This window comes from Klebsiella sp. BIGb0132 (assembly GCF_024810075.1).
Classification (GTDB): domain Bacteria; phylum Pseudomonadota; class Gammaproteobacteria; order Enterobacterales; family Enterobacteriaceae; genus Klebsiella; species Klebsiella terrigena.
This window is the reverse complement of the sequence record NZ_JANUDW010000002.1, coordinates 434,839-460,653: the sequence shown is the minus strand read 5'-3', so window position 1 is coordinate 460,653 and position 25,815 is coordinate 434,839. Positions and strand designations below refer to the sequence as shown.

22 protein-coding genes are annotated in these 25,815 nt (G+C 59.4%); 13 read left to right on the top strand and 9 right to left on the bottom strand.

Annotation, left to right across the window (positions count from 1 at the left end; translation table 11 throughout):
• Positions 1 to 88: 88 nt before the first annotated feature.
• From mdtI to M2416_RS27050, 3 genes are all read right to left on the bottom strand, one after another.
• Positions 89 to 418: a multidrug/spermidine efflux SMR transporter subunit MdtI gene (gene mdtI / locus M2416_RS09070; RefSeq protein ID WP_259223423.1), complete on the bottom strand. Its 330-nt coding sequence runs from the start codon at positions 416 to 418 to the stop codon at positions 89 to 91.
• Positions 405 to 767 carry a multidrug/spermidine efflux SMR transporter subunit MdtJ gene (mdtJ, locus tag M2416_RS09065; protein ID WP_041145764.1) on the bottom strand — a complete coding sequence of 121 codons (363 nt, stop codon included), beginning with the start codon at positions 765 to 767 and terminating at the stop codon, positions 405 to 407. The genes mdtI and mdtJ overlap by 14 nt, the downstream gene beginning before the upstream one ends.
• A 119-nt stretch (positions 768 to 886) precedes the next feature.
• Positions 887 to 1,054 (bottom strand): protein YdgV, encoded by a 168-nt coding sequence (locus M2416_RS27050; RefSeq protein ID WP_462442466.1) that lies wholly within the window; start codon positions 1,052 to 1,054, stop codon positions 887 to 889.
• Positions 1,055 to 1,321: 267 nt separating this feature from the next.
• Here M2416_RS27050 and M2416_RS09060 point away from each other — a divergent pair, with 267 nt between their 5' ends.
• The 9 genes from M2416_RS09060 to mdcH all read left to right on the top strand — a co-directional run bounded on the left by M2416_RS09060 (position 1,322) and on the right by mdcH (position 9,632).
• Positions 1,322 to 2,356, top strand: a complete 1,035-nt coding sequence (locus M2416_RS09060) for an AI-2E family transporter (protein ID WP_076946844.1) — start codon at positions 1,322 to 1,324, stop codon at positions 2,354 to 2,356.
• 205 nt (positions 2,357 to 2,561) lie between these two features.
• Complete coding sequence (mdcA, locus tag M2416_RS09055) at positions 2,562 to 4,217, top strand: malonate decarboxylase subunit alpha (RefSeq protein ID WP_259223420.1); 1,656 nt, start codon at positions 2,562 to 2,564, stop codon at positions 4,215 to 4,217.
• Positions 4,217 to 5,077 (top strand): triphosphoribosyl-dephospho-CoA synthase, encoded by an 861-nt coding sequence (locus tag M2416_RS09050; RefSeq protein ID WP_259223418.1) that lies wholly within the window; start codon positions 4,217 to 4,219, stop codon positions 5,075 to 5,077. Before mdcA ends, M2416_RS09050 begins: the two co-directional genes overlap by 1 nt.
• A gap of 10 nt (positions 5,078 to 5,087) precedes the next feature.
• Positions 5,088 to 5,387 carry a malonate decarboxylase acyl carrier protein gene (gene mdcC, locus M2416_RS09045; protein ID WP_041145768.1) on the top strand — a complete coding sequence of 100 codons (300 nt, stop codon included), beginning with the start codon at positions 5,088 to 5,090 and terminating at the stop codon, positions 5,385 to 5,387.
• A complete protein-coding gene (locus M2416_RS09040) occupies positions 5,380 to 6,213 on the top strand; it encodes a biotin-independent malonate decarboxylase subunit beta (RefSeq protein WP_259223416.1) in 834 nt (277 codons plus the stop codon). The genes mdcC and M2416_RS09040 overlap by 8 nt, the downstream gene beginning before the upstream one ends.
• The gene (mdcE, locus tag M2416_RS09035; RefSeq protein ID WP_259223969.1) at positions 6,213 to 7,013 is read left to right on the top strand and encodes a biotin-independent malonate decarboxylase subunit gamma; all 801 of its coding nucleotides are present in this window, start codon (positions 6,213 to 6,215) and stop codon (positions 7,011 to 7,013) included. The genes M2416_RS09040 and mdcE overlap by 1 nt, the downstream gene beginning before the upstream one ends.
• A 138-nt stretch (positions 7,014 to 7,151) precedes the next feature.
• Complete coding sequence (locus tag M2416_RS09030) at positions 7,152 to 8,111, top strand: AEC family transporter (protein WP_259223415.1); 960 nt, start codon at positions 7,152 to 7,154, stop codon at positions 8,109 to 8,111.
• A 1-nt stretch (position 8,112) separates the two neighbouring features.
• On the top strand, positions 8,113 to 8,730 hold the full coding sequence (locus tag M2416_RS09025; protein WP_259223413.1) for a malonate decarboxylase holo-ACP synthase: 618 nt from the start codon (positions 8,113 to 8,115) through the stop codon (positions 8,728 to 8,730).
• Entirely contained in the window at positions 8,730 to 9,632 is a 903-nt protein-coding gene (gene mdcH / locus M2416_RS09020; protein WP_259223412.1) for a malonate decarboxylase subunit epsilon, read from the top strand. Before M2416_RS09025 ends, mdcH begins: the two co-directional genes overlap by 1 nt.
• Here the strand turns inward: mdcH and M2416_RS09015 are convergent.
• The 3 genes from M2416_RS09015 to M2416_RS09005 form a co-directional block, all read right to left on the bottom strand.
• Positions 9,622 to 10,548, bottom strand: coding sequence for a LysR family transcriptional regulator (locus tag M2416_RS09015; RefSeq protein ID WP_123708110.1), 927 nt, complete (start codon positions 10,546 to 10,548; stop codon positions 9,622 to 9,624). The two genes, mdcH and M2416_RS09015, sit on opposite strands and share 11 nt — an antisense overlap.
• A 205-nt stretch (positions 10,549 to 10,753) precedes the next feature.
• On the bottom strand, positions 10,754 to 12,406 hold the full coding sequence (gene mqo, locus M2416_RS09010; protein WP_259223410.1) for a malate dehydrogenase (quinone): 1,653 nt from the start codon (positions 12,404 to 12,406) through the stop codon (positions 10,754 to 10,756).
• Between the two features lie 265 nt (positions 12,407 to 12,671).
• On the bottom strand, positions 12,672 to 13,592 hold the full coding sequence (locus tag M2416_RS09005) for an N-acetylmuramic acid 6-phosphate etherase (protein WP_259223408.1): 921 nt from the start codon (positions 13,590 to 13,592) through the stop codon (positions 12,672 to 12,674).
• A gap of 174 nt (positions 13,593 to 13,766) precedes the next feature.
• Between M2416_RS09005 and M2416_RS09000 the strand changes: the two genes are divergently transcribed.
• The gene (locus tag M2416_RS09000) at positions 13,767 to 15,386 is read left to right on the top strand and encodes a sensor histidine kinase (RefSeq protein ID WP_259223407.1); all 1,620 of its coding nucleotides are present in this window, start codon (positions 13,767 to 13,769) and stop codon (positions 15,384 to 15,386) included.
• The gene (gene dcuR, locus M2416_RS08995) at positions 15,383 to 16,102 is read left to right on the top strand and encodes a two-component system response regulator DcuR (RefSeq protein WP_041145775.1); all 720 of its coding nucleotides are present in this window, start codon (positions 15,383 to 15,385) and stop codon (positions 16,100 to 16,102) included. Before M2416_RS09000 ends, dcuR begins: the two co-directional genes overlap by 4 nt.
• Here the strand turns inward: dcuR and M2416_RS08990 are convergent.
• Together M2416_RS08990 and M2416_RS08985 are read right to left on the bottom strand one after the other, a co-directional pair.
• Positions 16,083 to 17,036: an FAD:protein FMN transferase gene (locus tag M2416_RS08990; RefSeq protein WP_259223404.1), complete on the bottom strand. Its 954-nt coding sequence runs from the start codon at positions 17,034 to 17,036 to the stop codon at positions 16,083 to 16,085. The two genes, dcuR and M2416_RS08990, sit on opposite strands and share 20 nt — an antisense overlap.
• Positions 17,037 to 17,090: 54 nt before the next feature.
• The gene (locus M2416_RS08985) at positions 17,091 to 19,868 is read right to left on the bottom strand and encodes a flavocytochrome c (RefSeq protein ID WP_259223403.1); all 2,778 of its coding nucleotides are present in this window, start codon (positions 19,866 to 19,868) and stop codon (positions 17,091 to 17,093) included.
• A gap of 634 nt (positions 19,869 to 20,502) precedes the next feature.
• Between M2416_RS08985 and M2416_RS08980 the strand changes: the two genes are divergently transcribed.
• Both M2416_RS08980 and fumA read left to right on the top strand, forming a co-directional pair.
• Positions 20,503 to 22,014 carry an anion permease gene (locus M2416_RS08980; RefSeq protein ID WP_076946836.1) on the top strand — a complete coding sequence of 504 codons (1,512 nt, stop codon included), beginning with the start codon at positions 20,503 to 20,505 and terminating at the stop codon, positions 22,012 to 22,014.
• A 53-nt stretch (positions 22,015 to 22,067) separates the two neighbouring features.
• Entirely contained in the window at positions 22,068 to 23,717 is a 1,650-nt protein-coding gene (fumA, locus tag M2416_RS08975) for a class I fumarate hydratase FumA (RefSeq protein ID WP_259223402.1), read from the top strand.
• A gap of 559 nt (positions 23,718 to 24,276) precedes the next feature.
• On the opposite strand, the gene M2416_RS08970 is transcribed toward fumA, so the two are convergent.
• A complete protein-coding gene (locus M2416_RS08970; RefSeq protein WP_041145780.1) occupies positions 24,277 to 25,812 on the bottom strand; it encodes a DHA2 family efflux MFS transporter permease subunit in 1,536 nt (511 codons plus the stop codon).
• Positions 25,813 to 25,815: the final 3 nt, after the last annotated feature.

Here is a 25,815-nt window from a genome sequence, read left to right as displayed (position 1 = left end):
GCTGGGAAAAAACGCACCGAATATACTCTTTTTTAAAGAGTAATACAGAGAACAGATTTTGCCGCCTGCGCAGGCAGGCGGCGTTCAATCAGGCCAGTTTTATTAGCACCATCCCGATGATCAACAGCATCACGCCGATCCAGCCTTTGCTGTTCAAACGCTGGCCGAACAGGACCCAGCCGGCGGTGATGGTCGCGGCGATACCGAAGCCGCCCCAGAGCGCATAGGCTACCGAGAGCTCAATCCCCTTCACAGCCTGCGATAGCGCACTGAACGCGCCCAGTACGGCGAGCAGTGACATCACGCCGTAGAACTTGCGGCGAAAGCCATCAGAAAACTTCAGGAAGACGTTAGCGGCAATCTCCAGCACGATGGCCAGCGCCAGCCAGGCCGCATGGATCCACTCAAACTGTTGCATGGGTCCTCTCTTCTGGCTGCTTCACCGCCTTTTTGGTGCCGGACTTGATGAGAACAATCCCGACCACCAGCGTCGCCAGACCCGCCATTTTGACCACCGAGAGCGTCTCGTCAAACAGCAGGACGCTGAACAGCGTGATCAGCAAAATACCGATACCTTCCCACAGGGCGTAGGCCACGCCGAGGGCAATTTTTTTAACCGCGAAGGCCAGAAAAATATAGGAAAGCGCAATCATTGCCAGCATCAAAATAAAACCGGTGCGATCGCCGCTGACGCTCGCCCATTTCATCGAAAGAGTCCCGGTAATTTCTGCTACGATAGCAAGTGCTAATAAAATCCAATAAAACATGATCCCTTCTCCTGCTTGAGAATATAATCCATGACGGTCTACAGCAAAGGTAAACCGAAAAATTCTGACGTAGATTTAGCCGTGCGCAAGGCTGCGCCAGCTCAGGCAGAGAGAGGGATCTAAAGCGCTGAACGCCAGTGCTGTTCGCCAGCAAAGCGTGAGTTTGTGCGGGAAAGCGAAGGGAGATAACAAATATAGATACTGAACTGATTGTCCATAAAATTACAATTATCCGCGGTATTGCTTCTCGTCATTGCGGATGAAAATTGTCCTCGGTAGTTATACACAGCTAATTTGTAGCATAATGCTACATTATACTCAAAGCCTTTGCATTTCTTTACCTCGGCTATTTGATTTAGATTAGTTTTTTCTGATGCCGATCGCCATTATGATGGCGCGCCGTTATTTTAATTTTGTCGCCTGATGATTTTATCGCCGGCGGCAGAGACGTGACGGACAAATACTCCACGCTGTACACGCAAAAAAGTCGTGATTTTTTATCCGCATCTGCGTCTACAATGTGAGGAAAACAGGCTCTATTTTCAGGGATTCGTATGGCCAAACCCATCATCACTCTTAACGGATTAAAGATTGTCATCATGCTGGGCATGCTGGTCATCATCCTTACCGGCATCCGCTTCGCCGCGGATATTATCGTCCCCTTCGTTCTGGCGCTGTTTCTCGCGGTGGTCCTTAACCCGCTGGTGCAGCTGATGGTGCGCTGCCGGGTCCCGCGGGTGCTGGCGATCTCACTCTTAATCAGCGCCATCGTGATGCTGGCGATAGTCCTGCTGGCCTCGCTGGGCACCTCCCTGAACGAGCTGGCGCGCACCCTGCCGCAGTATCGCGCCTCGCTATCAGAACCGGTGCAGACCGTCACCCCGTGGCTGCAAAGGTTCGGCTTTACCGTTTCCGTCGTCGAGCTGAACAAATATATTGACCCCAACGCAGTGATGACGATGGTCACCGGCCTGCTCACTCAGCTCTCTAACGCCATGTCGTCGATCTTCCTGCTGCTGCTGACGGTGGTGTTTATGCTGCTGGAGGTGCCGCAGCTGCCGGCCAAGCTGCAGCAGCTGATGACCCGCCCGGTTGAAGGCATGGGCGCAATCCAGCGCGCGCTCGACAGCGTCTCGCACTATCTGGTGCTGAAAACCGCCATTAGCCTGGTCACCGGGCTGGTCGTCTGGGGCATGCTGGTGCTGCTGGAGGTGCGCTTTGCCTTTGTGTGGGGGCTGCTGGCCTTCGCGCTCAACTATATTCCCAATATCGGTTCGGTGCTGGCGGCCATTCCGCCTATTTTACAGGTGCTGGTATTCGGCGGCCTGTATGACGCGCTGATCGTGCTCGCGGGCTATCTGGTGATCAACCTGGTGTTCGGCAATATTCTCGAGCCGCGGATTATGGGTCGCGGGCTCGGGCTCTCAACGCTGGTGGTGTTCCTGTCGCTGATTTTTTGGGGCTGGCTGCTGGGGCCAGTGGGGATGCTGCTGTCGGTGCCGCTGACCATCATTGTCAAAATTGCCCTTGAACAGAGCGAGAGCGGACAGAGCATCGCCTTCCTGCTGAGCGACCTCAGCAAGGATTAACCTCCCTACTTCCACTACGGGCCAGCCGGCCCGTAGACCACTACTCCTTTAGCATTATTGATCCTCGTCACATCCCGCGTCCGTCATTCATTACTCTTATGCTAACAATCTGCCCGCGGGCTTAATTGATGCCCTGCGCCTCGCGTCGCACACTAACTTCCACACCATGACAGTCAAAACGATTTGTCGAATCAGGAGGTTAATAATGAATGCCGAACAAACGACGGGACGGGTCTGGAACCGCCGCCGGACGGAAAAGCAGCGGCGACTGGCCGCCGCCAACGTCTCCGGTAAGGTTATCCCCAGCGAACAGCTGGTCGACGCGCTGGAGCACCTGCTCGCCCCCGGCGATCGCGTGGTGCTGGAAGGCAATAACCAGAAGCAGGCCGACTTTCTCTCCCGCATGCTGGCGGAGGTGAACCCGCAAAAAGTCCACGACCTGCATATGATCATGCCGAGCGTCGGGCGCAGCGAGCATCTGGACCTTTTTGAAAAGGGCATCGCCCGCAAGCTCGACTTCTCCTTCTCCGGCACCCAGAGCCTGCGCATTTCGCAGCTGTTGGAGGATGGTCTGCTGGAGATCGGCGCCATTCACACCTATATCGAGCTCTACTCCCGCCTGTACGTCGATCTTTCGCCGAACGTCGCGCTGATTGCCGGCTATAAAGCGGACCGCAAAGGCAACCTCTATACCGGGCCGAGCACCGAAGACACCCCGGCACTGGTTGAGGCGGCGGCCTTCCACGACGGCATCGTGATTGCCCAGGTGAACGAACTGGTTGACGACGAGTGCGACCTGCCGCGCGTCGATATTCCGGGTTCGTGGATTGATTACGTGGTCGTCGCCGATAAGCCGTTCTTTATCGAACCGCTGTTCACCCGCGACCCGCGCCTGATCAAGCAGGAGCATATCCTGATGGCGATGATGGCGATTAAAGGCATCTACGCTGAGCATCAGGTGCAGTCCCTGAACCACGGCATCGGCTTCAACACCGCCGCTATCGAGCTGCTGCTGCCGACCTACGGCGAACGCCTCGGCCTGAAGGGCAAAATTTGTAAGCACTGGACGCTCAACCCACACCCGACGCTGATCCCCGCCATCGAAAGCGGCTGGGTGGGGAGCGTGCACTGCTTCGGCGGCGAGCTGGGAATGGAAGAGTACATTCGCGCTCGTCCGGACGTGTTCTTCACCGGCGCCGACGGCTCCATGCGCTCGAACCGCGCCTTCTGCCAGCTGGCGGGGCAATATGCGGTCGATATGTTTATCGGCTCAACCCTGCAGGTTGACGGCCTCGCCAACTCGTCAACGGTGACACGCGGCCGGCTGTCCGGCTTCGGAGGCGCGCCGAATATGGGTCACGATCCTCACGGTCGCCGTCATGCTACGCCAGCCTGGCTGAACATGATCACCGAACCGGATCCGATGCAGCGCGGTAAAAAGCTGGTGGTGCAGATGGTCGAAACCTTCCAGGCCGGCGTGAAGCCCACCTTCGTCGAAAAACTCGATGCTATCGAGGTGGCGAAAGCCTCCGGCATGCCGCTGGCGCCGGTGATGATCTACGGCGATGACGTTACCCACGTGCTCACCGAAGAAGGCATTGCCTACCTCTACCGCGCCGAAAGCCTGGAAGAACGCCGGGCGATGGTGGCGGCGGTCGCCGGGATCACCGACATCGGCCTTGGCGTCGACGCGAAGCGCGTTGCCGCGCTGCGCCAGAGCGGCAAGGTGGTTTATCCGGAAGATATCGGCATTCGCCGCAGCGACGCGACCCGCTCCCTGCTGGCCGCCGGCAGCGTAGCCGACCTGGTGGAGTGGTCCGACGGACTCTATAACCCACCGGCAAAATTCCGGAGCTGGTAATGAAACTCCTGTCACAGACTTATGCCGAGGTGCAGGCAGAAGAGCTGGCGTTCATCGCCCGCGACTGTCTGATCGACGAAGCGCGATTAAGCCCGAAGCCGGGTCTGGTGGACAGCCGGGGAAACGGTGCCCATCACGACCTCACCCTGGCGCTGATGGAGCGCTCGGCGCACAGCCTGGCCCCAACGTTTCTGCAGCTGGCCCAGCAAAGCTGGCAGCGCCCCGCCGACATCGCCCTGCGCGAAACCGTTGGCCGCTTAGGGCGCGAAGGCGAGCAGCAGATGATGGTCGCCACCCGCGGTGTGAACACCCACCGCGGCGCCATCTGGGCGCTCGGGTTACTGGTCAGCGCCGTAGCGATGTATGGCGGTAACGCAGGCGCGCAGCAGATTGCACAATCCGCTGCCCTGCTCGCCCGCCTGCCGGACGGTGCCGCACCAAAGACCTTCAGTAAAGGGCTGAAAGCCACGCATCAGTACCGGGTGCCGGGTGCACGTGAAGAGGCGCAGCAGGCGTTTCCGCACGTGATGGAGCTCGCGCTGCCGCAGCTGTTACGCAGCCGTGCAAAGGGGGCGAACGAGAGCGAAGCCCGCCTTGACGCGCTGATGGCGATCATGACCTCGCTCAGCGATACCTGTGTGCTTTCACGAGCCGGTATGCCCGGTCTGGAAACGATGCAGGCAGGCGCCCGCGCGGTACTGAACGCCGGCGGTTGCGCCACGGCACAAGGCCGCGAAGCGCTCGCTGTGCTTGATGCTCAGATGCTCGCCCTTAACGCTTCGCCCGGTGGTGCCGCGGATCTTCTCGCCGCCACGCTGTTTCTTGACAGGGTCAGCCAGCCCGCGTCTTGCTCAATTTAAAGAGGATGTTATGGAACACATTACATTGTCATTTCCTGCCAGCCGCACCTTCAGCGGTAAAGCTCTGGCAGGCGTCGTAGGCTCCGGTGATATGGAAGTACTGTTCACCGCAGCCGCCGGGGAAACCCTCAGTATTGATATCACCACCTCCGTGGACAACAGCACCCGCCGCTGGAATGCGCTGTTCGATCGCCTGAATCTGATCAACGGCCTGCCGGCCGGCAAGCTGATCATTCACGACTTCGGCGCAACGCCCGGCGTGGCACGCATTCGTATCGAACAGGTATTTGAAGAGGTGGCTCATGCGTAACGATCGCAGCTTTATCGAATTACGGGCCCGCGAACGTGCCAGAACCCTGCTGGATGACGGCAGCTACCGCGAGCTGCTGGACCCGTTCGAAGGCATTATGTCGCCATGGCTCGCGCCGCAGGGCGTTCTGCCGCAGTCCGACGACGGCATGGTGGTGGCGAAAGGCACCATTAACGGCCAGCCGGCGGTGGTGATTGCCATCGAAGGCACCTTCCAGGGCGGCAGCATGGGCGAAGTCTCCGGGGCCAAAATGGCCGCCGCGCTCGAGCTGGCGGCAGAAGATAACCGCAACGGCATTCCGACCCAGGCCGTGCTGTGCCTGGAAACCGGCGGCGTGCGCCTGCAGGAAGCCAACCTTGGCCTGGCAGCCATTGCCGATATCCACGCCGCGATTGTCGATCTGCGCCGCTACACGCCGGTGGTCGGCATCATTACCGGTACCGTTGGCTGCTTCGGCGGGATGTCCATTGCCGCCGCCCTTTGCAGCTACCTGATCGTCACCCGCGAAGCGCGTCTTGGCCTCAACGGCCCGCAGGTTATCGAGCAGGAAGCCGGGATCGAAGAGTATGACTCCCGCGATCGGCCGTTTATCTGGAGCATGACCGGCGGCGAAATCCGCTATGCCAGCGGCCTGGTGGATGCGCTGGTCGATGACGGCGTCAACGCGGTGAAAACCGCTATGAACGACGCCATCGCCAAAGGCGTTCCGGCACAAAACCGCAGCGACAAATATGCCGACTTCCTGACCCGTTTGAGCAACTTTGACACTCGTCAGCAGGCCGATACCGCACAGATCAAACAGCTTTTCGCCGGGGAGGTGAAATGATGACTCAGTCCAATAGCCGTGGAGCCCTGTGGCTGGAAAAACTGGCGCCCAACGCGCCGCGCATGGCTGGCCTGTGCCCTTCAGTACAGGTCGCCGACGGTGAACTGAACAATGAGGTCGTGCGCTTCATTGCCGTGGTGCCCGATGCCAATAACCACTATCCGCGCGCCGCGAAAGGCGAAGTGGGCCTGCTGGAAGGCTGGACGCTGGCAAAAGTGGTGAATGAAACCATCGATGCCGACGCGAACCGCGACGTGAAGCGCCCGATTGTGGCGGTGATCGACGTCCCAAGCCAGGCCTACGGTCGCCGTGAAGAAGCGTTCGGCATTCATCAGGCGCTCGCAGGTGCCGCAGGGGCTTACGCGAAAGCGCGCCTGGCGGGCCATCCGGTGATCGGTCTTATCGTCGGCAAGGCGATGTCCGGGGCGTTTCTGGCGCACGGTTATCAGGCTAATCGCCTGATTGCCATCAACGATAAAGGCGTACTGGTGCATGCGATGGGCAAAGAATCCGCCGCGCGTATCACCCTGCGTACCGTCGATGCGCTGGAAAAACTGGCGGCGACCATTCCGCCAATGGCCTATGACGTCAGCAGCTACGCCACCCTCGGCCTGCTCTCCGATCTGTTGAACCTCAGCAACCCGGATGCGCCGTCCGATGCTGACCTGGCGCTGGTGGAGCTCACCGTGCAGAAAGCCATCTCCGATGCACGTAAAGATCCAACGCTGAAAAACCGTCTCGGCGCGGAAAATCGCCGCAGCTCTGCCCTGGTTCGCGAACGGATGCGCGCCAGCTGGTAACGGGCAACATCGAAGTACGTAAAAAAAGACCTGCCGAAAGCGGCAACCGTCGGGCGCAGCATAGCGCCCACGGCAAGCCGCTTTTAGAAAATTATAAACATCGCAAATGTTCTCTATTTTTCTTACTACAGGTGATCTATGACTTATGTAATTGTTCATGCCCTTGCGCCGATTTTTCTGATCATGCTGCTGGGCTTCTGGGCCGGCAAAGCCAAAATGGTCGACAACAAAAACGTGTCGCTGCTCAATATCTTCGTAATGGACTTTGCCCTGCCCGCCGCGCTGTTCAGCGCCACCGTGCAGACCCCGTGGGCCGGCATCGTCGCCCAGTCACCGCTGATTGTGGTGCTGACCGGCGCGATGTGGATCACCTATGCGGCGATCTACTTCCTGGCCACCGGCGTCTTTAAAAAGACCCCGCAGGATGCCGCCGTACTGACCCTCACCGTGGCGCTGCCGAACTATGCCGCGCTTGGCCTGCCGATTCTCGGCAGCGTGCTGGGTGAAAGCTCCGCGACGTCGCTTTCCGTGGCCGTCTCCATCGCCTGCGGTTCCGTGCTGATGACGCCGTTCTGTCTGCTGATTCTGGAACGTGAAAAAGCCCGCGCCGCCGGTGAAAACAGCGGTTCTACGCTGGCGATGCTGCCGGTGCTGATGTGGCGTTCGCTGAAAAAACCGATCGTGATGGGCCCGCTGCTCGGCGTGATCCTTTCGGCAATTGGCATCAAAATGCCGGACCTACTGCTGGCGGCAATCAAACCGCTTGGCCTCTCAGCCACCGCGGCGGCGCTGTTCCTGACCGGTGTGATTCTGTCTGCCCGTAAGCTGAAGCTGAACGCCATGGTGGGCATTGCGACCATCGCCAAGCTGCTGATCCAGCCGTTTATCGCGTGGGCTATCGTTGTGGCTTTCGGCCTGCACGGCTCCGTAGCGATCACCGCTATCCTGATGATCGCGCTGTCCGCGGGCTTCTTCGGCGTGGTGTTCGGTAACCGCTTTGGCGTACAGTCGCCGGATGCGGAAGCGGTGCTGCTGTTGAGCTCGGTTCTGTGTATCCTGTCGCTACCGCTGTTCATCACCTTAACTTCAGGCATTTGATATGACATTCACCTCGCGCCCTCACGATTTGCTGTGGCTGAAAAGCCGCGACGCCTTGCTCAACGTCGAGGAGGCGTGGGTAGCCAGCCAGTGGCAGCCGGGCCTGCCCGTGGTGGTGCGGCGCGACGTGAATGACAGCGGCGATATCCCGGTCGGCGTGCGCGGCATAAAGCGCGAACAGCGCGCGGCCGGATGGGTAAAAGCCGAGTCCGTTGCCCACATCGTCACGCCGGAAGCGCTGGTCGAACGCCAGCGGCTGCTGCACTCGCCGTTTGTTTCCCAGCCGCCCGTTCAGGCGGCTATTTTACTGACCACCTTTGCGTGGCCGTGGATCTGGGGCATTACCGGCAGTACGGCCTATGCCCTTGCCACCGAAATTCCCGTGCTGCACGCCGACAGCGATCTCGATTTGCTGATTCGCGCTCCTGAACCGCTGACCGACGACGAACTGCGGCAGTGGCAGGCGCAGGTGGAAAAGCTGCCGTGCCGCGCCGACACCCAGATTGAAACGCCCTTTGGCGCGTTTGCGCTCAACGAATGGCTGCGCGAAGGACGCGTTCTGCTGAAAACCGCCACCGGGCCGCAGCTCACCGCGACGCCGTGGCACAGGGAGTCATGATGAAAATCCTCTTTACCTTTCCCGGCCAGGGCACCCAGCGCCCGGGAATGCTGCAAAACCTGCCCGACGGCGAGGCCGTTCTTGCCGAAGTCCGCGCCGTACTTGGCGATGAAGCCAACTTGCTCGACACTGCCGACGCGCTGAAACATACCCGCGCGGTGCAGCTTTGCCTGCTGATTGCCGGCGTGGCGTGGGCCAGAGAGCTTATTCGCCACGAAGTCAAACCGGATATTGTCAGCGGCCTGTCGATTGGCGCTTACCCGGCAGCGGTAGTGGCCGGCGCGCTGGACTTTCACGACGCGCTGCGCCTCGTCGCCCTGCGCGGGGAGTTAATGGAGCAGGCGTATCCGCAGGGCTACGGCCTGACGGCTATTATTGGTCTCACGCTGAATCAGCTTGAAAAACTGATGGCGGGCAGCGGTACCTTCATTGCCAACCTCAATGCCGAAACGCAGATAGTGATTGCCGGCCGGGATGAGGATATGGCGGAGGTTGCGCAAAAGGCGCTGGCCGCCGGAGCCAGCAAGGCGGCCCGGCTTGCGGTAAGCGTACCGTCGCACTGTGCTTTGCTGGATAAGCCGGCGGCAGAATTAGCTCAGGCGTTTGAATCCGTGACATTGTCACGACCATCGCGGGCGTATCTTAGCGGATCCACCGGCCGCGTGCTGTGGGAACCGCAGAAAATCGCCGCAGATTTAGCCTTCAACATGGCGCGCACCGTACAGTGGCAGGACGCCATGGTAGCGGCCAATCAGCGCGACGCGCGGCTGGCGATTGAGATGCCGCCCGGCAGCGTATTGACCGGGCTGACCTACCTCTCAGGCTGGCAGGGCGACGCCATCTGCATGGAGCGAAACAGCGTTGAAGTGGCGCTGCACCTGGCGAAGCGCCTCAGCCGTTGAGGCTGCGGGCGTACATCCTCCCTTCCGCCGCCAGCGCCAGCAGGTCCGCGTCGCGTTCACGATGGTGGGAATAGACAATCGAGATCAGCTGGCGCATCTGATAGGGTTCCGCCAGCTTTAGCAGCTGCACGTCGTTTTCGTAGACCTTTTTCATCCGCCCGGGCAGCAGCGCAAAGCCGACGCCGGCCTGCACCAGGCTTATCATCGAAAAGATGTCGTTGACCCGGGTGACGATTTCAGGCTCGAAGGCGGCAACCTGAAAGGCCTCCCTGAAGCCCGCGTAGGTGGCAAATCCTTCCGCAAGCGAAACGAATTTACGGTCGGCATAGTCGCGAAGGTCGGCGGGTTTTGCGGTATCCAGCCGTTCGGCCGCCGGCGCGGCGAGAAAAATATCGTCTTCAAACAGCGGCACCACGTCAAACGCGGTGTCGCTGAACTCCCCCTCGTTGGTGGCGATAAGGATCGCATCCAGAGCGTCGTCTTCCAGCATATCCAGCAGCATCTGGTTGGAGCCCATCGTCAGGTCCAGCTCCAGCTCAGGCCGCCGCAGCTTCATTCCCATGATGATCCGCGGGACCGTCTCCAGCGTGAGCGAATAGAGCGTGCCGATCCGCAGCCGTCCCTGGCCGACGCCGGCGACCTTTCGCGTCGCCTCCAGCCCGCGCGTCATCAGCGTGGTAACGTCCTGACAATACTCCAGCAGCGTCCAGGCCGCCGGCAGCGGCAGCAGGTTGCGTCCCTTATGCACAAACAGCGGGCAGCCCACCCCCTCTTCGAGGGTATGCAGGGCCCGGTGGACGCTGACGCCGCTGAGCTGCATCGCTTCGGCGGTTCTGGCGATATTGCCTTTGGCCATAAACATCATAAATACCGCCAGCTTACGGAAGGTAATATCCTGGCTAATGTCGTCTTTCACTGCGCTGCACTCCCTATTTCCGCCGCGGCTCACTATTTCTCGAGTGAATTCAAGCCAGTATAACCGTAACGCCGGTAAATGCTTTAACGCAGAGCAAGGAATTGCCGAACGGGGCGTGAGGCGGTGCTGGCGCGGACAAGGCAAAAAAATGCCGGTCAGCTGCTGAGCTGACCGGCATGACGTGCGGGCGGAGTTAATACGGCGGCTACAGCGCCATATCGTGCTGCGGAGATTCCGCAGGCTTAAGCTCGGCAGACGGCGCGGCGGCGGCCTGGGAGTGGGTCATATCAATCACCGGCGGCCTGGTCAGCTGCAGCGTTGCGGCGGTATCGTCCCACACCTGCTGGGTCAGCGCCGGGCTGTCGTTCAGCTTCTGGCCATAGCTCGGCACGATCGCGTGGATGCGGCTCTGCCACTCTGCGGAGCTAAACTGCTGCGGGAACATCTGCTTCAGCACGTTCAGGGTAATCGGCGCGGCGGTAGAGGCGCCCGGGGAAGCCCCAAGCAGCGCGGAGATGGTTTTCTGCTCGTCAACCACCACTTCGGTCCCCAGCTTCAGGATCCCGCCCTTCTCGGCGTCTCTTTTAATGATCTGCACGCGCTGGCCTGCCTGAATCAGCTTCCAGTCCTCTTTACGCGCAGCCGGATAGTACTCTTTCAGCGCCGCAAAGCGGTCGTCGTCGCTGAGCATCACCTGGCTCACCAGGTATTTGACCAGATCGAAGTTGTCGAGACCGACGTGGGTCATCGGCAGAACGTTATCGGTAGTAGTAGTGCTCAGCAGGTCGAAGATCGAACCATTTTTGAGGAACTTAGTCGAGAAGGTGGCGAACGGCCCGAACAGCACCACGCGCTTGCCGTCAATGAAGCGGGCGTCAAGATGCGGAACCGACATCGGCGGCGCGCCGACCGAGGCCTGGCCGTAAACTTTTTGCAGATGCTCTTTGGTCACCGCCGGGTTTTCGGTCATCAGGAAGGAGCCGCCCACCGGGAAGCCCGCGTAGTTGTCAGCTTCCGGAATGCCGGTCTTTTGCAGTAATTTCAGCGCGCCGCCGCCGGCACCGATAAAGACATATTTCGCGTCAATCGTCTGCTCGTCGCCGCTATTAACGTTCTTAATCGTCACGTGCCACGAATTATCGGCATTACGCTTAAAGGCGGTAACCTCAGAGGAGGTTTGCAGCGAGAAGTTATTACTTTTCTTCAGGCTGCCGATCAGCTGACGGGTTATTTCGCCGTAGTTGACGTCGGTCCCGACCGGGGTCCAGGTGGCCGCTACCTTTTGCTGCGGATCGCGCCCTTCCATCACCAGCGGCGCCCACTGTTTAATTTGCGCATGGTCGGTGGAGAATTTCATTCCCTGGAATAAGGCGGTTTGCTGCAGCGCGGTATAGCGCTTTTGCAGATAATCCACGTTATCGCCCCAGACGAAACTCATGTGCGGGGTGGAGTTAATAAAGGAGTGCGGGTCGCGCAAAATGCCGCGCTTGACCTGCGCCGTCCAGAACTGACGGGAGATCATAAACTGCTCGTTGATATCCAGCGCCTTGCTGACGTCGATAGAGCCGTCCGCACGCTCTGGCGTGTAGTTCAGCTCCATGTTTGCCGAGTGGCCGGTACCGGCATTGTTCCAGCCGTTCGAGGACTCCAGCGCCACGCCGTCAAGCTTCTCTACCATCACCTGCTTCCAGTCCGGCTGAAGTTCCTGCAGCCAGGTCCCGAGCGAGGCGCTCATGATCCCGCCACCAATCAGCAGAAAATCAGTTTTCTTTGCGGCGTCGGTATTTGCGTAGGTTGCCGTACTGACGAACATCGCCAGCGCGGTGAGGGATAAGATCGAGTTTTTTATTGCAGGCATAATAGAATTATCGCATAGCATAATGAAATAAGTGTAAACATGTTAACGCACTTTCATTATATTTTAAAATATCATTTACATTTTCCGCACAGTTAATCAATTATTTGATTTCACTTTTTTAACTTAAAAAACCAGAAAATGATTAATGAAATTAAAACGGGTCAACGCAGGGCGATAATTAGAGGGCTGGCGGCACATGCGCCGGTTTATTTAGTTACATAAGGCAAAAATAGCGGCGCGCGGAATTATCGCGCGCCGCTGATAATTAACGCTGCGACTCTGCCAGCTGATGCGTTTTATTGCGTAACGCAATGCGCAGATGATCGTTGTTTTCCATCAGCAGCTCCCGCGCCTGCCACGCGTCAAGCCCGGCGAGCAGCATCAGAATCGCCGTTCGACAGTGCTGGTTGCAGGCGGCAAGCGCGGCTTTCGCTTCGCTGCGCGAACAGCCGGCGGCCTCCATAACGATGGCAATTTGCCGTTCAGCCCAGCGCGGGCTGGTGGCCTGCAGATCGACCCGCAGGTTGCTGAAGACCCTGCCGCCGCGAATGGCCAGCCCGGTGGTCAACATGTTGAGCAGCTGCCGCTGCGCCAGCTGCGCTTTTGGGTTACCAAACCCCGCCACCGCTTCCGGGCCGGTTTGCGGCGCAACGATAATATCCGCCAGCTGCGCCGCTTCGCTATCCGCCTGCTGGGTCAGCACCGCCACCGGCGCACCGAGCGACCAGGCGTGGCGCATCGCGCCCCACACCCACGGCGTTTTGCCGCTGACCGTCAGCGCCAGCAGCATATCGTTATCGCTGAACCGCAGCGCCTGCAGCTCAAGGGCGCCGAGATCGTAGTCGTTAGCGGCCGTTTCCATCTCCTGCAGCGCCGCCGCTGGCCCGCCGGCAATGAGCCCAACCAGGGAGTGTTTCTCCTCGGGCGCAAACTCGCTGACCGCCTGCAGGGCCGCGCGGCCGGATGCGCCGGCGCCGACGATCACCAGCCGCCCTCCGCGGCTCAGGGTTGCGGCGGCGTTATCGACCAGGCGGGTCATGTCTTCCAGGCAGGCGTCGATGGCGTTGGCAATCTGCCGGCCGTCTGCGTGCAGCAGCGTGAGCATGTCATAGGTGGTGAGACTATCGATGCGGCGGGTATCCGGGTGGCGTCGTTCCGTCATTGAAGCGGTTGGCTTACTGCTCATAAAAACCTCCATTTAAATAACTCCGTATTTACTATAGGGATATTTAACCTCGCCTCCTGCGAGTGGGGTCACGCTTCCCGGCTCCCGGCGGCGGGATTATTGCTTTTTTACATGCCTTTAAGAAATTCACACCTTCAGCGATAATAGGCCTTCGCTGTTTACCCTGGGGTTGTTATGAACGAGTTAGCGGAGCAGGAACCGCCCGCACGCAGGCGCCGTAAGAGCATGAAGCTGAGTACCGCCGTGACGCTGATGATTGGCAGCGTGCTGGGGTCGGTGCTGCTGCTGGTGTACGCGCTGTGGTTTATCCAAATCAGTGATACCACCCGCGACGGGCTGAAGGACACCGCCCTGGCGGTGGCACGAACGCTGGCCGATATGCCGGAAGTGAAGCGCGGCCTGACCCTGCCGGCGGACAGCAATATTATTCAGCCGCTGGCGCAGGCGATCGTTCGGCGCAACGATCTGCTGTTCGCGGTGGTTACCGATATGCAGGGTATTCGCTACTCGCACCCCAACGGCCAGATCATCGGCAAGCGGTTTATCGGCGATGACATTAATCCCACCCTGCTGGGAAAGGAGAACGTTGCCGTCAACCACGGCGTGCTGGCCCCCGCCCTGCGCGCCTTTACGCCGGTCTTTGACGCGAACCATCGGCAAATTGGCGTGGTGGCGATCGGGATTTCGCTCAGCAAGGTCGATACCCAGATCGCCAACAGCCGCTGGGACGTCCTCTTTACCGTGCTGTTCAGCGCCCTGGTCTGCGGTATCGGAACCTGGAGCCTGGTTCGCGGCCTCAAGCGCGTGCTGCTCGGCCTTGAGCCGCAGGAGATCTCCACCCAGTTCCAGCAGCGCCAGGCGATGCTGCATTCGTTAAAAGAGGGCGTGGTGGCGGTCGATACCGAAGGACGGGTGACCCTGATCAACCCCGCCGCACGCGAAATACTATTCAGCGGCCCCGATAAAACCCTCGCCCATACGCCGCTGCTCGCCGATCTGCAGGAGGTCCTGCGCACCGGGAGGCCCATTTACGACCGCGAGCTCGGCTGCAACGGCCTGCTGCTCATCAGCAACACCGTGCCGGTGCGCAGCCAGAACGCTACCGTCGGCGCCATCAGCACCTTCCGTGACAAAACCGAGGTCAGCCAGCTGCTGCAGCGCCTCGACGGCATGGTCAACTATGTGGATGCGCTGCGCACCACGTCCCATGAGTTTATGAATAAGCTGCACGTGATCCTCGGCCTGCTGAATATGAAAAGCTATGACAAGCTGGAGGAGTACGTGCTACAAACCGCCCATAATTATCAGGCGGACATTGGCGAAATACAGCATCGCATCAAATCTCCGGTGGTCGCCGGCTTTTTGATTGGTAAAATCCAGCGCGCTAAAGAGCGCGGGTTTAGCCTTAGCCTCGCGGAAGAGAGCCTCGTCCCCGACTGCCCGAACGAAAAGCAGATTACCGTGCTGGTCACCGTGCTGGGCAATTTGATTGAGAACGCGCTGGACGCCATGAGCGGCCAGCACGAGGGCGAAGTCAGCCTGTTGCTACACTATCAAAACGGCTGGCTAAGCGGCGAAGTGAGCGACGACGGCCCGGGGATCCCGGAGGCCAATATCGACGCCATCTTTAATAAAGGCTTCTCCACCAAAGGCGAGAATCGCGGCGTCGGCCTGTTTCTTGCCAGCCAGCAGCTGCGCGAACTGGGCGGGACGCTTGCCGTCGAGTCCGAACCCGGCGTATTTACCCAATTTTTTGTTCACCTTCCCTGGGATAGTAAAAGGAACAGTGCGTGATAAATGTATTAATTGTTGATGACGATGCCATGGTCGCCGAGCTGAACCGCCTGTACGTGGCGAGGATTTCCGGTTTCCGCTGCTGCGGCACCGCATCGACGCTGAATAAGGCCCGGGAGATGATTAACGACGGCGAGCTGGAGATCGATCTGGTGCTGCTCGACGTCTATATGCAGCATGATAGCGGCCTGGATCTGCTGCCGACCATTCGCGCCTCCGGCCGCGCCATCGACGTGATTATGATCACCTCCGCCGCCGATGCCGCAACCGTGCAAACGTCGATGCACTACGGCGTTATCGATTATCTGATTAAGCCCTTCCAGTTCCCGCGTTTTGAGGAGGCGTTAACCGCCTGGCGCGAGAAAAGAAAGCTGATGACTGGACAGACATATTATGAGCAGGCTGACGTTGACCGCCTGCTGCACGGCGACGCGCCGGAAGCCACCGACGCGCGCAAGCTGCCGAAGGGGCTCACCTCGCAAACGCTGCGCACGCTGTGTCAGTGGATCGATGCCCACCCGGCGACCGAGTTCTCCACCGACGAGCTGGCGGTGGCGGTGAATATTTCCCGCGTCTCCTGTCGCAAATATCTGATTTGGCTGGCGCAGATTAATATCCTCTACACCAGCATTCACTACGGCGCCACCGGCCGCCCGGTCTACCGCTATCGGCTGGTCGCCGAGCAGTACGGCCTGCTCAAGCAGTACAGTCAGTGAGCCGATAGCCGCTATCCAGCAGCTGAAAGCGAAAGCGGCGCTGCGATGAGAGGATCACTTCGCGATTTTTAGTCACAAAAATCGCTTCAATATCCTCCCGTTGACGCAGCGCCGCGCGCCCCTTCTCCACGCCCAGGCCGTAGATCAGGGTAGTCCAGATATCGCCGTCGAGGGAGTCGTCAGAAATGATGGTCACGCTCTCCAGCTCGTTATCCAGCGGATAGCCGCTGCGCGGGTCGAGAATATGGTGCCAGCGCCTGCCGTCCTGCTCGAAATAGCGCTCATAGACGCCGGAGGTCACCACCGACTGGCCGCTCACCGCAATCGTGCCCACCAGCTGGTCGGCGGCGGCAAAGGGTTTTTTCAGCCCAATGGACCACTCCCCGAGGGTGTGCACGTTCCCCCCGAGATTAATCAGCGCCGCGTCGACGCCCTGGCGCCGCAGGTCATCGCGCACCCGGTCGGCAATATAGCCTTTGGCGATGGCGCCAAGATCGATCTCCATGCCCGGCTGGGCAAGAAACACGCTGCCCGCCGCCTCATCGAGGATCACATCCTGCGGTCGGGTCAGCGGCAGGCGGGCGGCAATCTCCGCCGCCGCCGGCACGCTGCGCCCCTGAAAGCCGATGCGCCAGAGCTTGACCAGCGGGCCAATCGCCAGGTTGAAGGCGCTATCCCGCACCATGCTGGCGGCCTTCGCGCATTGGATCAGCTGAAACACCGGGCGGCTGACGGTAACCCCATGGCGGCCGGCGGCATGGTTAATCTCCATGACCTGGGAGTGGGCGCGGTTGACGGTAAGCAGGTCTTCGTAGCGTTTGATTAACTGGAAGGTACGGGAGGCGAGCGCGTCATCGTGACGCCAGAGCTTAAGCAGAATGGGCGAGCCCATTAACACGGCGGAGTAGCTATAGACGCGGCTGTCGTCGGACATGGTTGCAGCTCCTGTGGATGGCCCCGGCGCGCGGCCGGGGCAGATCGCTAAACGTTATCCTCTGGCGCGTACTGCCGCCTGGTGGCCTGCCAGGGTACCAAAGATAATGATATCCGCCACCGCGTTGCCGCCGATGCGGTTGCCGCCGTGGATGCCGCCGACCACTTCTCCGGCGGCGTAGGCGCCCGGAATCGGCTGCTGAGCGGTGTTTAACACCGCGGTCGCGGTATTAATCGTCACCCCGCCCATGGTGTGGTGAACCCCCGGGGCGATGCGGATCGCGTGGAACGGCCCTTCGTTAATCGGCGCCCGCAGCGCGGTGGTGCGGCCAAAATCCTCATCGCGCTGGGTTTCAACAAAGCCGTTGTAGCGCTCAAGGGTGGCAAGGAAGGCATGGTAATCCATCCCCAGCTTCTCCGCCAGCTCGCGCGGAGAGCTGGCGCTGGTGGCGAGCCCTTTGGCGATGTATTCATCGGCCGCCTTGTTTTTTGCCCGCACGTGCTCGTCGAAGACGATCCAGGCGTACTGCTCCGGCAGCGCGATAATCGCCGCCGAGACTTTATCCCGGGTCGCCATTTCGTTGTAGAAGCGCTGACCGCGCTGGCTCACCAGAATCGCCCCGCCGCCGCGAATCGACTCCGAAATCAGGTAGGAGGTCTTCTGCTCAACGGTCGGGTGGATCTGGATTTCACCCATATCCACGGTGCCGGCGCCGATGCGCTCCAGCAGCGCGATGCCGCCGCCGGTGGCCCCTTTATGGTTGGTGGTGACAAAACCGGCGAGATCCGGACGGTACTTCACCACCATCGCGCTGTTGGCGCTGAAGCCGCCGGTGGCAACCACGATGCTCTTCGTCTGCACGTCGAAGCGCTCCTGCTCATCGTTGAGCAGACGCACGCCGCTCACCTCGTCGTTGGCCATCAGGATCTCTTCCACCGAGGTATCCAGCATCACGTCAATCCCGCGTTTGCTGATATTGCGCACCAGGCCGCTGATCAGATAGCCGCCGACCGCCGACCCGTCGCGCGGACGGTGGGTTCGGTCAATGCTCATCCCGCCGGTGGTGGTGATGTCGTTCAGCATGATCCCGCGACGGGCCAGCCACTCGATCGCCTCGGGGGCGTTCTCCACAAAGCGGCGCAGCAGCTCAGGGTTGTTTTTGTTATGCCCGCCCTTCAGGCTCTCCTCAAAGAACAGCTCTTTGCTGTCGACGATCCCTTTTACCCGCTGGAAGCGCGTTTCCGCGGCGTTCATCCCGGCAGAGGCTTTAATGGTGTTGCCGCCGATAGTCGGCATTTTTTCAACGATCAGCACGCTGGCGCCTTCGTCGTGGGCCTGAATCGCCGCTGCCAGACCCGCGCCGCCGCTGCCAACCACCACCACATCGTAGCTTTTCACCGCCCGATCGGCGCCGCCTTCCTCAACTGCCAGCGCTTTGCTCGATTTCAGCATCGCTTTGGATACCGCTTTTTTCACCGCTTCGCTTTGGCTGGTGGCGCCGGAGATGGCGTCAACGTGCGGGGTGTTGGCGGTCAAAATACGCTCGCGGATCTCTTCAAAGCTGGTGGTGAACTCCACGGTCTGTACCGCGGCAGAGGCCAGCTCAACGTCAGCGATGCGGTCGTTCTCAAGGCTGACGTGGATCACCAGCTCTCCGGCCTCATCCTGTACGCTTTCGACAAAAACGCCGGGCTTAAACTTCGCGTCGCCCATGCTCATATCGCGGATCATCGCTTCCACCAGCGAGAAGCGCCACAGCGGCTCCGGAATATGCAGCGCTTCGCGGCGGGTGCTGTCGATAAACAGCTCCAGGTTTTCACCATCGGCAACGCGGTCGGTCCAGTCCGGGTAGGCGATGCAGGCCCGTCCGACGGCGATCAGATCGTAGCCGTGATCCAGCCCCTGCTCGGCGTCCGCGGCGTTGACAACCCCGCCAACGCCCATCACCGGAACCTGCGCGAGGCTGGCGGAGCGCAGCGCGCAGTATTTTTCAATCAGCGGCGTCGGATCGCGGGTATCAACGATGGAGGGACGCAGCGAAGCGCCCACCGAGAAGTGCAGATAGTCGAGGCCCCGCGCCGCCAGCTTTTCCAGCAGGTAGAGGGTGTCGTCAAAGCGGATGCCCGGCTCTTCCAGCTCTTCCGGCGAGAAGCGGTAGCCGATAATAAAAGCGTCATCAGCGTACTGGCCGGCCATTTTATGGGCGATCTCCAGCACCGCCAGCGGGAAACGGGCGCGGTTGTCGCGGCTGCCGCCCCAGCAGTCGTCGCGCTGGTTAGAGTTCGGGGAGTAGAACTGTTGGATAAGGTAGGTATTGGCGCCGTGGATTTCGACGCCGTCAAAACCGGCCTGAATCGCCCGGCGAACGCCGTCACCGAATTTCGCGATGGTCTCCTCGACTTCCTCTGTACTCAGCGCGCGCGGCATCGCGGCGCCGTCGCGCGGGGCGGCCAGCGCACTCGGCGCGACCGGCTGGCGGCCGCCGATAAGCTGCGGATCGACCATGCGGCCGCCGTGATAGATCTGCAGGATGGCCTTCGACCCTTCCGCCTGGATGGCTTCGGCAATTTTGGCAAGGCCGGCAATTTTTTCATCACTGTCGATACCAATGGCGCCAGGGAAAGCCAGGCCATAGTTATCGATAAAGCAGCACTCGACGATGATGGTCCCGATGCTGCCCGCACGGGCGCGGTAGTACTCCACCAGCTCGCTGGTGACCGAACCGTCATAATAGCCGGTACAGGTGGTCATCGGCGCCATAAACAGGCGGTTTTTTAGCTCAGTTCCGTTTGGTAAGGTAAAGGGCTGCAAAATACGTTGATTACTGGTCATAGTAACACTCCAGATTTTAAATATTGAAATTCAGAATTCGCTAAGGAATTTATTTTTGGTTGTGTTTTTAATCCCTGTTGTCATGTTAATAATATAGCGAATTTTTTAGTTACCAAATCACTTACGTTAGTTAAAAAACTATTTAATACCAACAATAACATCACTACTCCCATTGTATTATTTTTTTAAAATACAACGTTTACACAAAGCATAATATTGATAACAAATAAGACACCTTTGTTAATAAAAATAAAATCACCATTTTTCATTTAAGCTCAAATAAATCAATTAGTTAAATAAAATAGCCTTGTCAGATAAACGCTAAAAATCGACTAAAATTTAACATCTAGCAGTATTTTATACAAATAACCACCCTCTCCACAGGGGTTATTGCGAAAAATAAAAAAAACGCCAGACCCCTGGATTTATTGATCTCAATCAATTGCAATTCGACATCAAAGAGCAATATATAAATAACAAACAGATTTAATTTAGCGCCCTAAAAAATGCGTTAAATAACCGTCTCGGTGATAATAAAACCAACAATTAATAACTAAAGAAAGTTTTGAAATTAAAGAAAGCGAAAAATCACCGATGGCTCAACCTTATTTTTAACTACTTGCAGATACTCATTATGAAAGAGAAAAAGACAACCATATCGCCTGCCGGCGCAGCCAGTCCTAAGGCTGCTGATAAGCGTCGTCTGCTGATGATGGCGCTGCCCATTATCGTGGCCGTAATGCTGCTCTTCGTCCCGGTGCCTGACGGCCTGCCGCCCTATGCCTGGCACTACTTTGCCATTTTCGTTGGCGTGATCGTCGGCCTGATTTTCGAACCCCTCCCCGGGGCGGTGATCGGCATCACCGGGGTAGTCGTTATCGCCCTCTGCAGCCAGTGGCTGCTGTTCGACCCGGCACAGCTGGCGGACCCTAAATTCAAGCTGGCCGGCGCCTCATTTAAGTGGGCGGTCAGCGGGTTTGGTAACTCTACCGTGTGGCTGATTTTCGGCGCCTTTATGTTTGCCGCGGGCTACGATAAAACCCAGTTTGGGCGCCGCCTGGCGCTGATTCTGGTGAAGTACCTTGGCCGCCGCAGCCTGACGCTGGGCTACGCCATCACCTTTGCTGACCTGCTGCTGGCGCCCTTCACGCCGTCGAATACCGCCCGCAGCGGCGGGACCATTTACCCGATTATCGCCAACCTGCCGCCGCTGTATGGCTCTAAGCCTAACGACCCTAGCGCCCGCCGCATCGGCTCCTATCTGATGTGGGTCGCCATTACCGCCGCCTGTATTACCAGCTCGATGTTCCTTTCGGCGCTGGCACCTAACCTACTGGCGCTGGCGCTGGTGAAAAGTATCGTCGGTATCAATATCTCCTGGGGTACCTGGTTTATCGCCTTCCTGCCGGTGGGCGTGCTGCTGATTGCGGTGATGCCGCTGCTGGCCTACTGGTTCTATCCGCCGGAGGTGAAGGTCAATGATGAAGTGCCCCTGTGGGCCGCGCGCGAGCTGGAAAAGCTCGGCCGCCTGTCGCGTAATGAGATTCTGCTGCTGGTGTTTGTCTGCTTCGCGCTGACGATGTGGATCTTCGCCGCCGAGTGGATTGAGCCGGCGCTGGCGGCCCTGCTGGTTATCGTTCTGATGCTGTGGACCGGGGTCCTGTCCTGGAACGATATCACCAATAATAAAGCGGCGTGGAATACCTTCGTCTGGTTCGCCACCCTGGTGGCGCTGGCGGACGGCCTCTCCTCTACCGGCTTTATCGCCTGGCTGGGTAAAGAGGGCGGCGCGCTGATGAGCGGCATCTCACCGGGCGTGGCGACGGTCGTCCTGCTGCTGGCGTTCTTCCTGCTGCACTACCTGTTTGCCAGCACCACCGCCCACACCACCGCGCTGCTGCCGGCGATGCTGACCATCGCCGCCACCATTCCGGGGATCAATATGCAGGTGTTCGTGCTGCTGATGGTCACCTCGCTGGGCATTATGGGGATCATCACCCCGTACGGTACCGGCCCAAGCCCGATCTACTACGGCAGCGGCTATCTGCCGACCAAAGACTACTGGCGCCTCGGCACCATCTTCGGCGCCATCTTCCTGGCCGCCCTGCTGCTGATTGGCTATCCGTGGATGTCCATGATGTTCTGATTCACAACCGTCGGGGTCACTCCCGGCGGTTTTACTCTTAGGGAGCTTAAACAATGTCGACTAAACCGTTTGTTTATCAGGAAGCGTTTCCGCTGGCGAAAGATGAGACTGAATACTATCTGCTGAGCAAAGAGCACGTCAGCGTCGTCGGGTTCGAGGGCGAGGAGATCCTCAAGGTTGCGCCTGAAGCGCTCACTCTGCTGGCCCAGCAGGCCTTCCACGACGCGGCCTTTATGCTGCGCGTCTCCCACCAGCAGCAGGTGGCGTCAATCCTGCTGGACCCGGAAGCCAGCGAAAACGACAAGTACGTCGCCCTGCAGTTCCTGCGTAACTCCGAGATTGCCGCCAAGGGCATTCTGCCCACCTGCCAGGACACCGGCACGGCGATTATCATGGGTAAAAAAGGCCAGCGCGTATGGACCGGCGGCGGCGATGAGGCCGCGCTGGCGCGCGGGGTCTACAACACCTATACCGAAGATAACCTGCGCTATTCGCAGAACGCCGCCCTCGATATGTATAAAGAGGTCAACACCGGGACTAACCTGCCGGCGCAGATCGACCTCTACAGCGTTGACGGCGACGAATACAAATTCTTATGCATGGCAAAAGGCGGCGGCTCGGCCAACAAAACCTATCTCTACCAGGAGACCAAGGCGCTGATCACTCCGGCGAAGCTGAAGGACTACCTCGTCGAGAAGATGCGCACCCTCGGCACCGCCGCCTGTCCGCCGTACCACATCGCTTTTGTTATCGGCGGGACCTCTGCGGAATCGACGCTAAAAACCGTTAAGCTGGCCTCCACCCACTATTACGACGGCCTGCCAACGGAGGGCAACGAGCATGGCCAGGCGTTCCGCGATGTGCAGCTGGAGCAGGAGCTGCTGCTGGCCGCCCAGGATCTCGGCCTCGGGGCGCAGTTCGGCGGCAAGTACTTTGCTCACGACATTCGCGTGATTCGCCTGCCGCGCCACGGCGCCTCCTGCCCGATTGGGATGGGCGTCTCCTGCTCCGCCGACCGCAACATTAAGGCTAAGATCAACCGTCACGGGATCTGGATTGAGAAGCTGGAAAGCAATCCGGGCAAATATATTCCGCAGGCGCTGCGCCAGCAGGGTGAAGGCAAGGTCGTCAACATCGACCTCAATCAGCCGATGAGCGACATCCTCGGACAGCTTTCCGCCCATCCGGTGTCAACGCGCCTGTCACTGAGCGGCACGATTATCGTCGCCCGCGATATCGCCCACGCGAAGCTCAAGGAGCTGCTGGATAACGGCGAGGCGCTGCCGCAGTACGTCAAAGATCACCCGATCTACTACGCGGGTCCGGCCAAAACGCCGGACGGCTACGCTTCCGGTTCGCTGGGGCCGACTACCGCCGGTCGCATGGATTCCTACGTCGATCTGCTGCAGTCGCACGGCGCGAGCATGGTGATGCTGGCAAAAGGCAACCGCAGCCAGCAGGTGACCGACGCCTGCCACAAGCACGGCGGCTTCTACCTGGGCAGCATCGGCGGCCCGGCGGCGGTGCTGGCGCAGCAGAGCATCAAGAGCCTCGAGTGCGTGGCCTGGCCGGAGCTGGGTATGGAGGCTATCTGGAAAATCGAGGTGGAAGAATTCCCGGCGTTTATCCTGGTGGATGACAAGGGCAACGACTTCTTCCAGCAGATCCAGAACCAGCAGTGCAGCGGCTGCGCCCGGCGCTAGATTCGTCGATGAGTTAAGAGGTATTCCGTTCACCGAACGTTGGGCAGAACATGCGGCCTCGACGCCAGGTGACCGGGTTAAGGGGAAGATAACCGTCTTCCCCTTAACAATCCCCGCGGTCCCGCACGGAAATCGGTGCTGCGCACTGCGCTCACCTCCCGGCCTGCAGCCTGCGGTCGGCTCAACTCGACCTGCTCGCCCGTTCCGGGGCTCGCTCCTGTCTCGATTCGCCTCTTGCCGCCATCCCTGGCGGCCAGCCCTTGTCTTCCGGCCTTCGGTTCGCCGATTTCAGCGGGGAGCAAGGGCCCCGCTGCATGCCTTTTCGCCACCTGGCGTCCATCGTTGCGGATAGCAACAATGATTGAAACCATGCGGTGACCATACGGACAGTCCGCTTTTATCGCCTCAGGCGTCCGGTGAACGGACCCCCTCTCAGTTTGCCAGGGGGATCGCTCCACAGCGATCTACAGCCTCCTGGCGCCGAGGCCGCATGTTCTGCCAGGTGTTCGGTGAGCGGAACACCGCCAGACCAGCAGACCCGCCTTTCGGCCCCGCACGGCTAGTGACCGGCCGAGGGGGCGCCCGGCGCTCCGGCGCGGCTGAACGGCGGACGGGCAAACCAGATAACCACGATCAGCGCCATAAAGCCCCAGCCTAACACCCAGAAATAGTCGATGGTCGACATCATATAGGCCTGCTGCTCGATGGTTTTATCGATCAGCGCCATATGCTGCTGGGTCGCTCCGCCCATCTTCTCCACATAGTCCACCGCCGCCGGATTATAGGCGGAGACGCTTTCGGTCAGGTTGGCATGGTGGAACACCTCCCGCCGCGACCAGATCCAGGTGGTCAGCGAGGAGGCAAACGAGCCGCCCAGCACGCGGAAGAAGGTTGCCAGACCGGAACCCTCCGCCACCTCCGCCCCGCTGAGGTTCGACAGTACAATGGTGGTGATCGGCATAAAGAAAAACGCCACGCCGATCCCCATAAACAGCTGCACTTCGGCAATGGTGCGGAAATCGACGTCGGTGTTGAACTGCGCGCGAATCAGGCAGGAAGCTCCCATGGTCAGGAACGAGAGCGAAGCCAGAATACGCAGATCGAAATTATTGGCGTAGCGGCCAATAATCGGCGTCATCACCAGCGGCAGCACGCCCATCGGCGCGGCGGCAAGCCCGGCCCAGATGGCGGTGTAGCCCATCTGGGTTTGCAGCCACTGCGGCAGAATAATGTTGATGGCAAAAAACGCCGCGTAGCCCAGGGTCAGTGAGATCGTACCGATAGCAAAGTTACGGTCCTTAAACAGCCGCAGGTTAACTATCGGATGACGCTCGCCCAGCTCCCAGATAACGAACGAAACCAGCGATATCGCCGAAATTACCGACATAATGACGATATGGATTGAGGCGAACCAGTCGAGGTCGTTGCCTTTATCCAGCACCACCTGCAGCAGCCCGACGCCAAGCACCAGCAGCGCAATGCCGATGTAGTCAATCGGCGCGTGGGTGGTGGTCTCTTCACGCTCGCGCATCTGCGTCCAGACCACAATCGCGGCAAAGATGCCGATCGGCACGTTGATGTAGAAAATCCACGGCCAGGAGTAGTTATCGGTGATCCAGCCGCCGGTTATGGGGCCAACAATCGGCGCCACGACCGTCACCATCGACAGCAGCGCGAGCGCCATGCTGCGCTTGCTCGACGGGAAGATAACCAGCAGCAGCGTCTGGCACATCGGGAACATCGGCCCGGCGAAGAAGCCCTGCAGGGCGCGAAAGATAATCAGCTCGGTCATGCTGTGGGCAAACCCGCACAGGAACGAGGTCAGGGTAAACAGCACTACCGAGCCGATAAACAGCTTTAGCTGGCCGAAGCGCCGGGTAAACCAGCCGGTCAGCGGCAGCGCAATGGCGTTACACACCGCAAACGAGGTGATAACCCACGTCCCCTGATCGGCGCTCACCCCGAGGTTGCCGGCGATCGTCGGCAGCGCCACGTTGGCAATCGTGGAGTCCAGCACCTGCATAAACGTGGCCAGCGACAGCGCGAGCACCGCCAGCCACATATTGGGCGGCGTAAATGCGGCCTTATCTTGCATAAC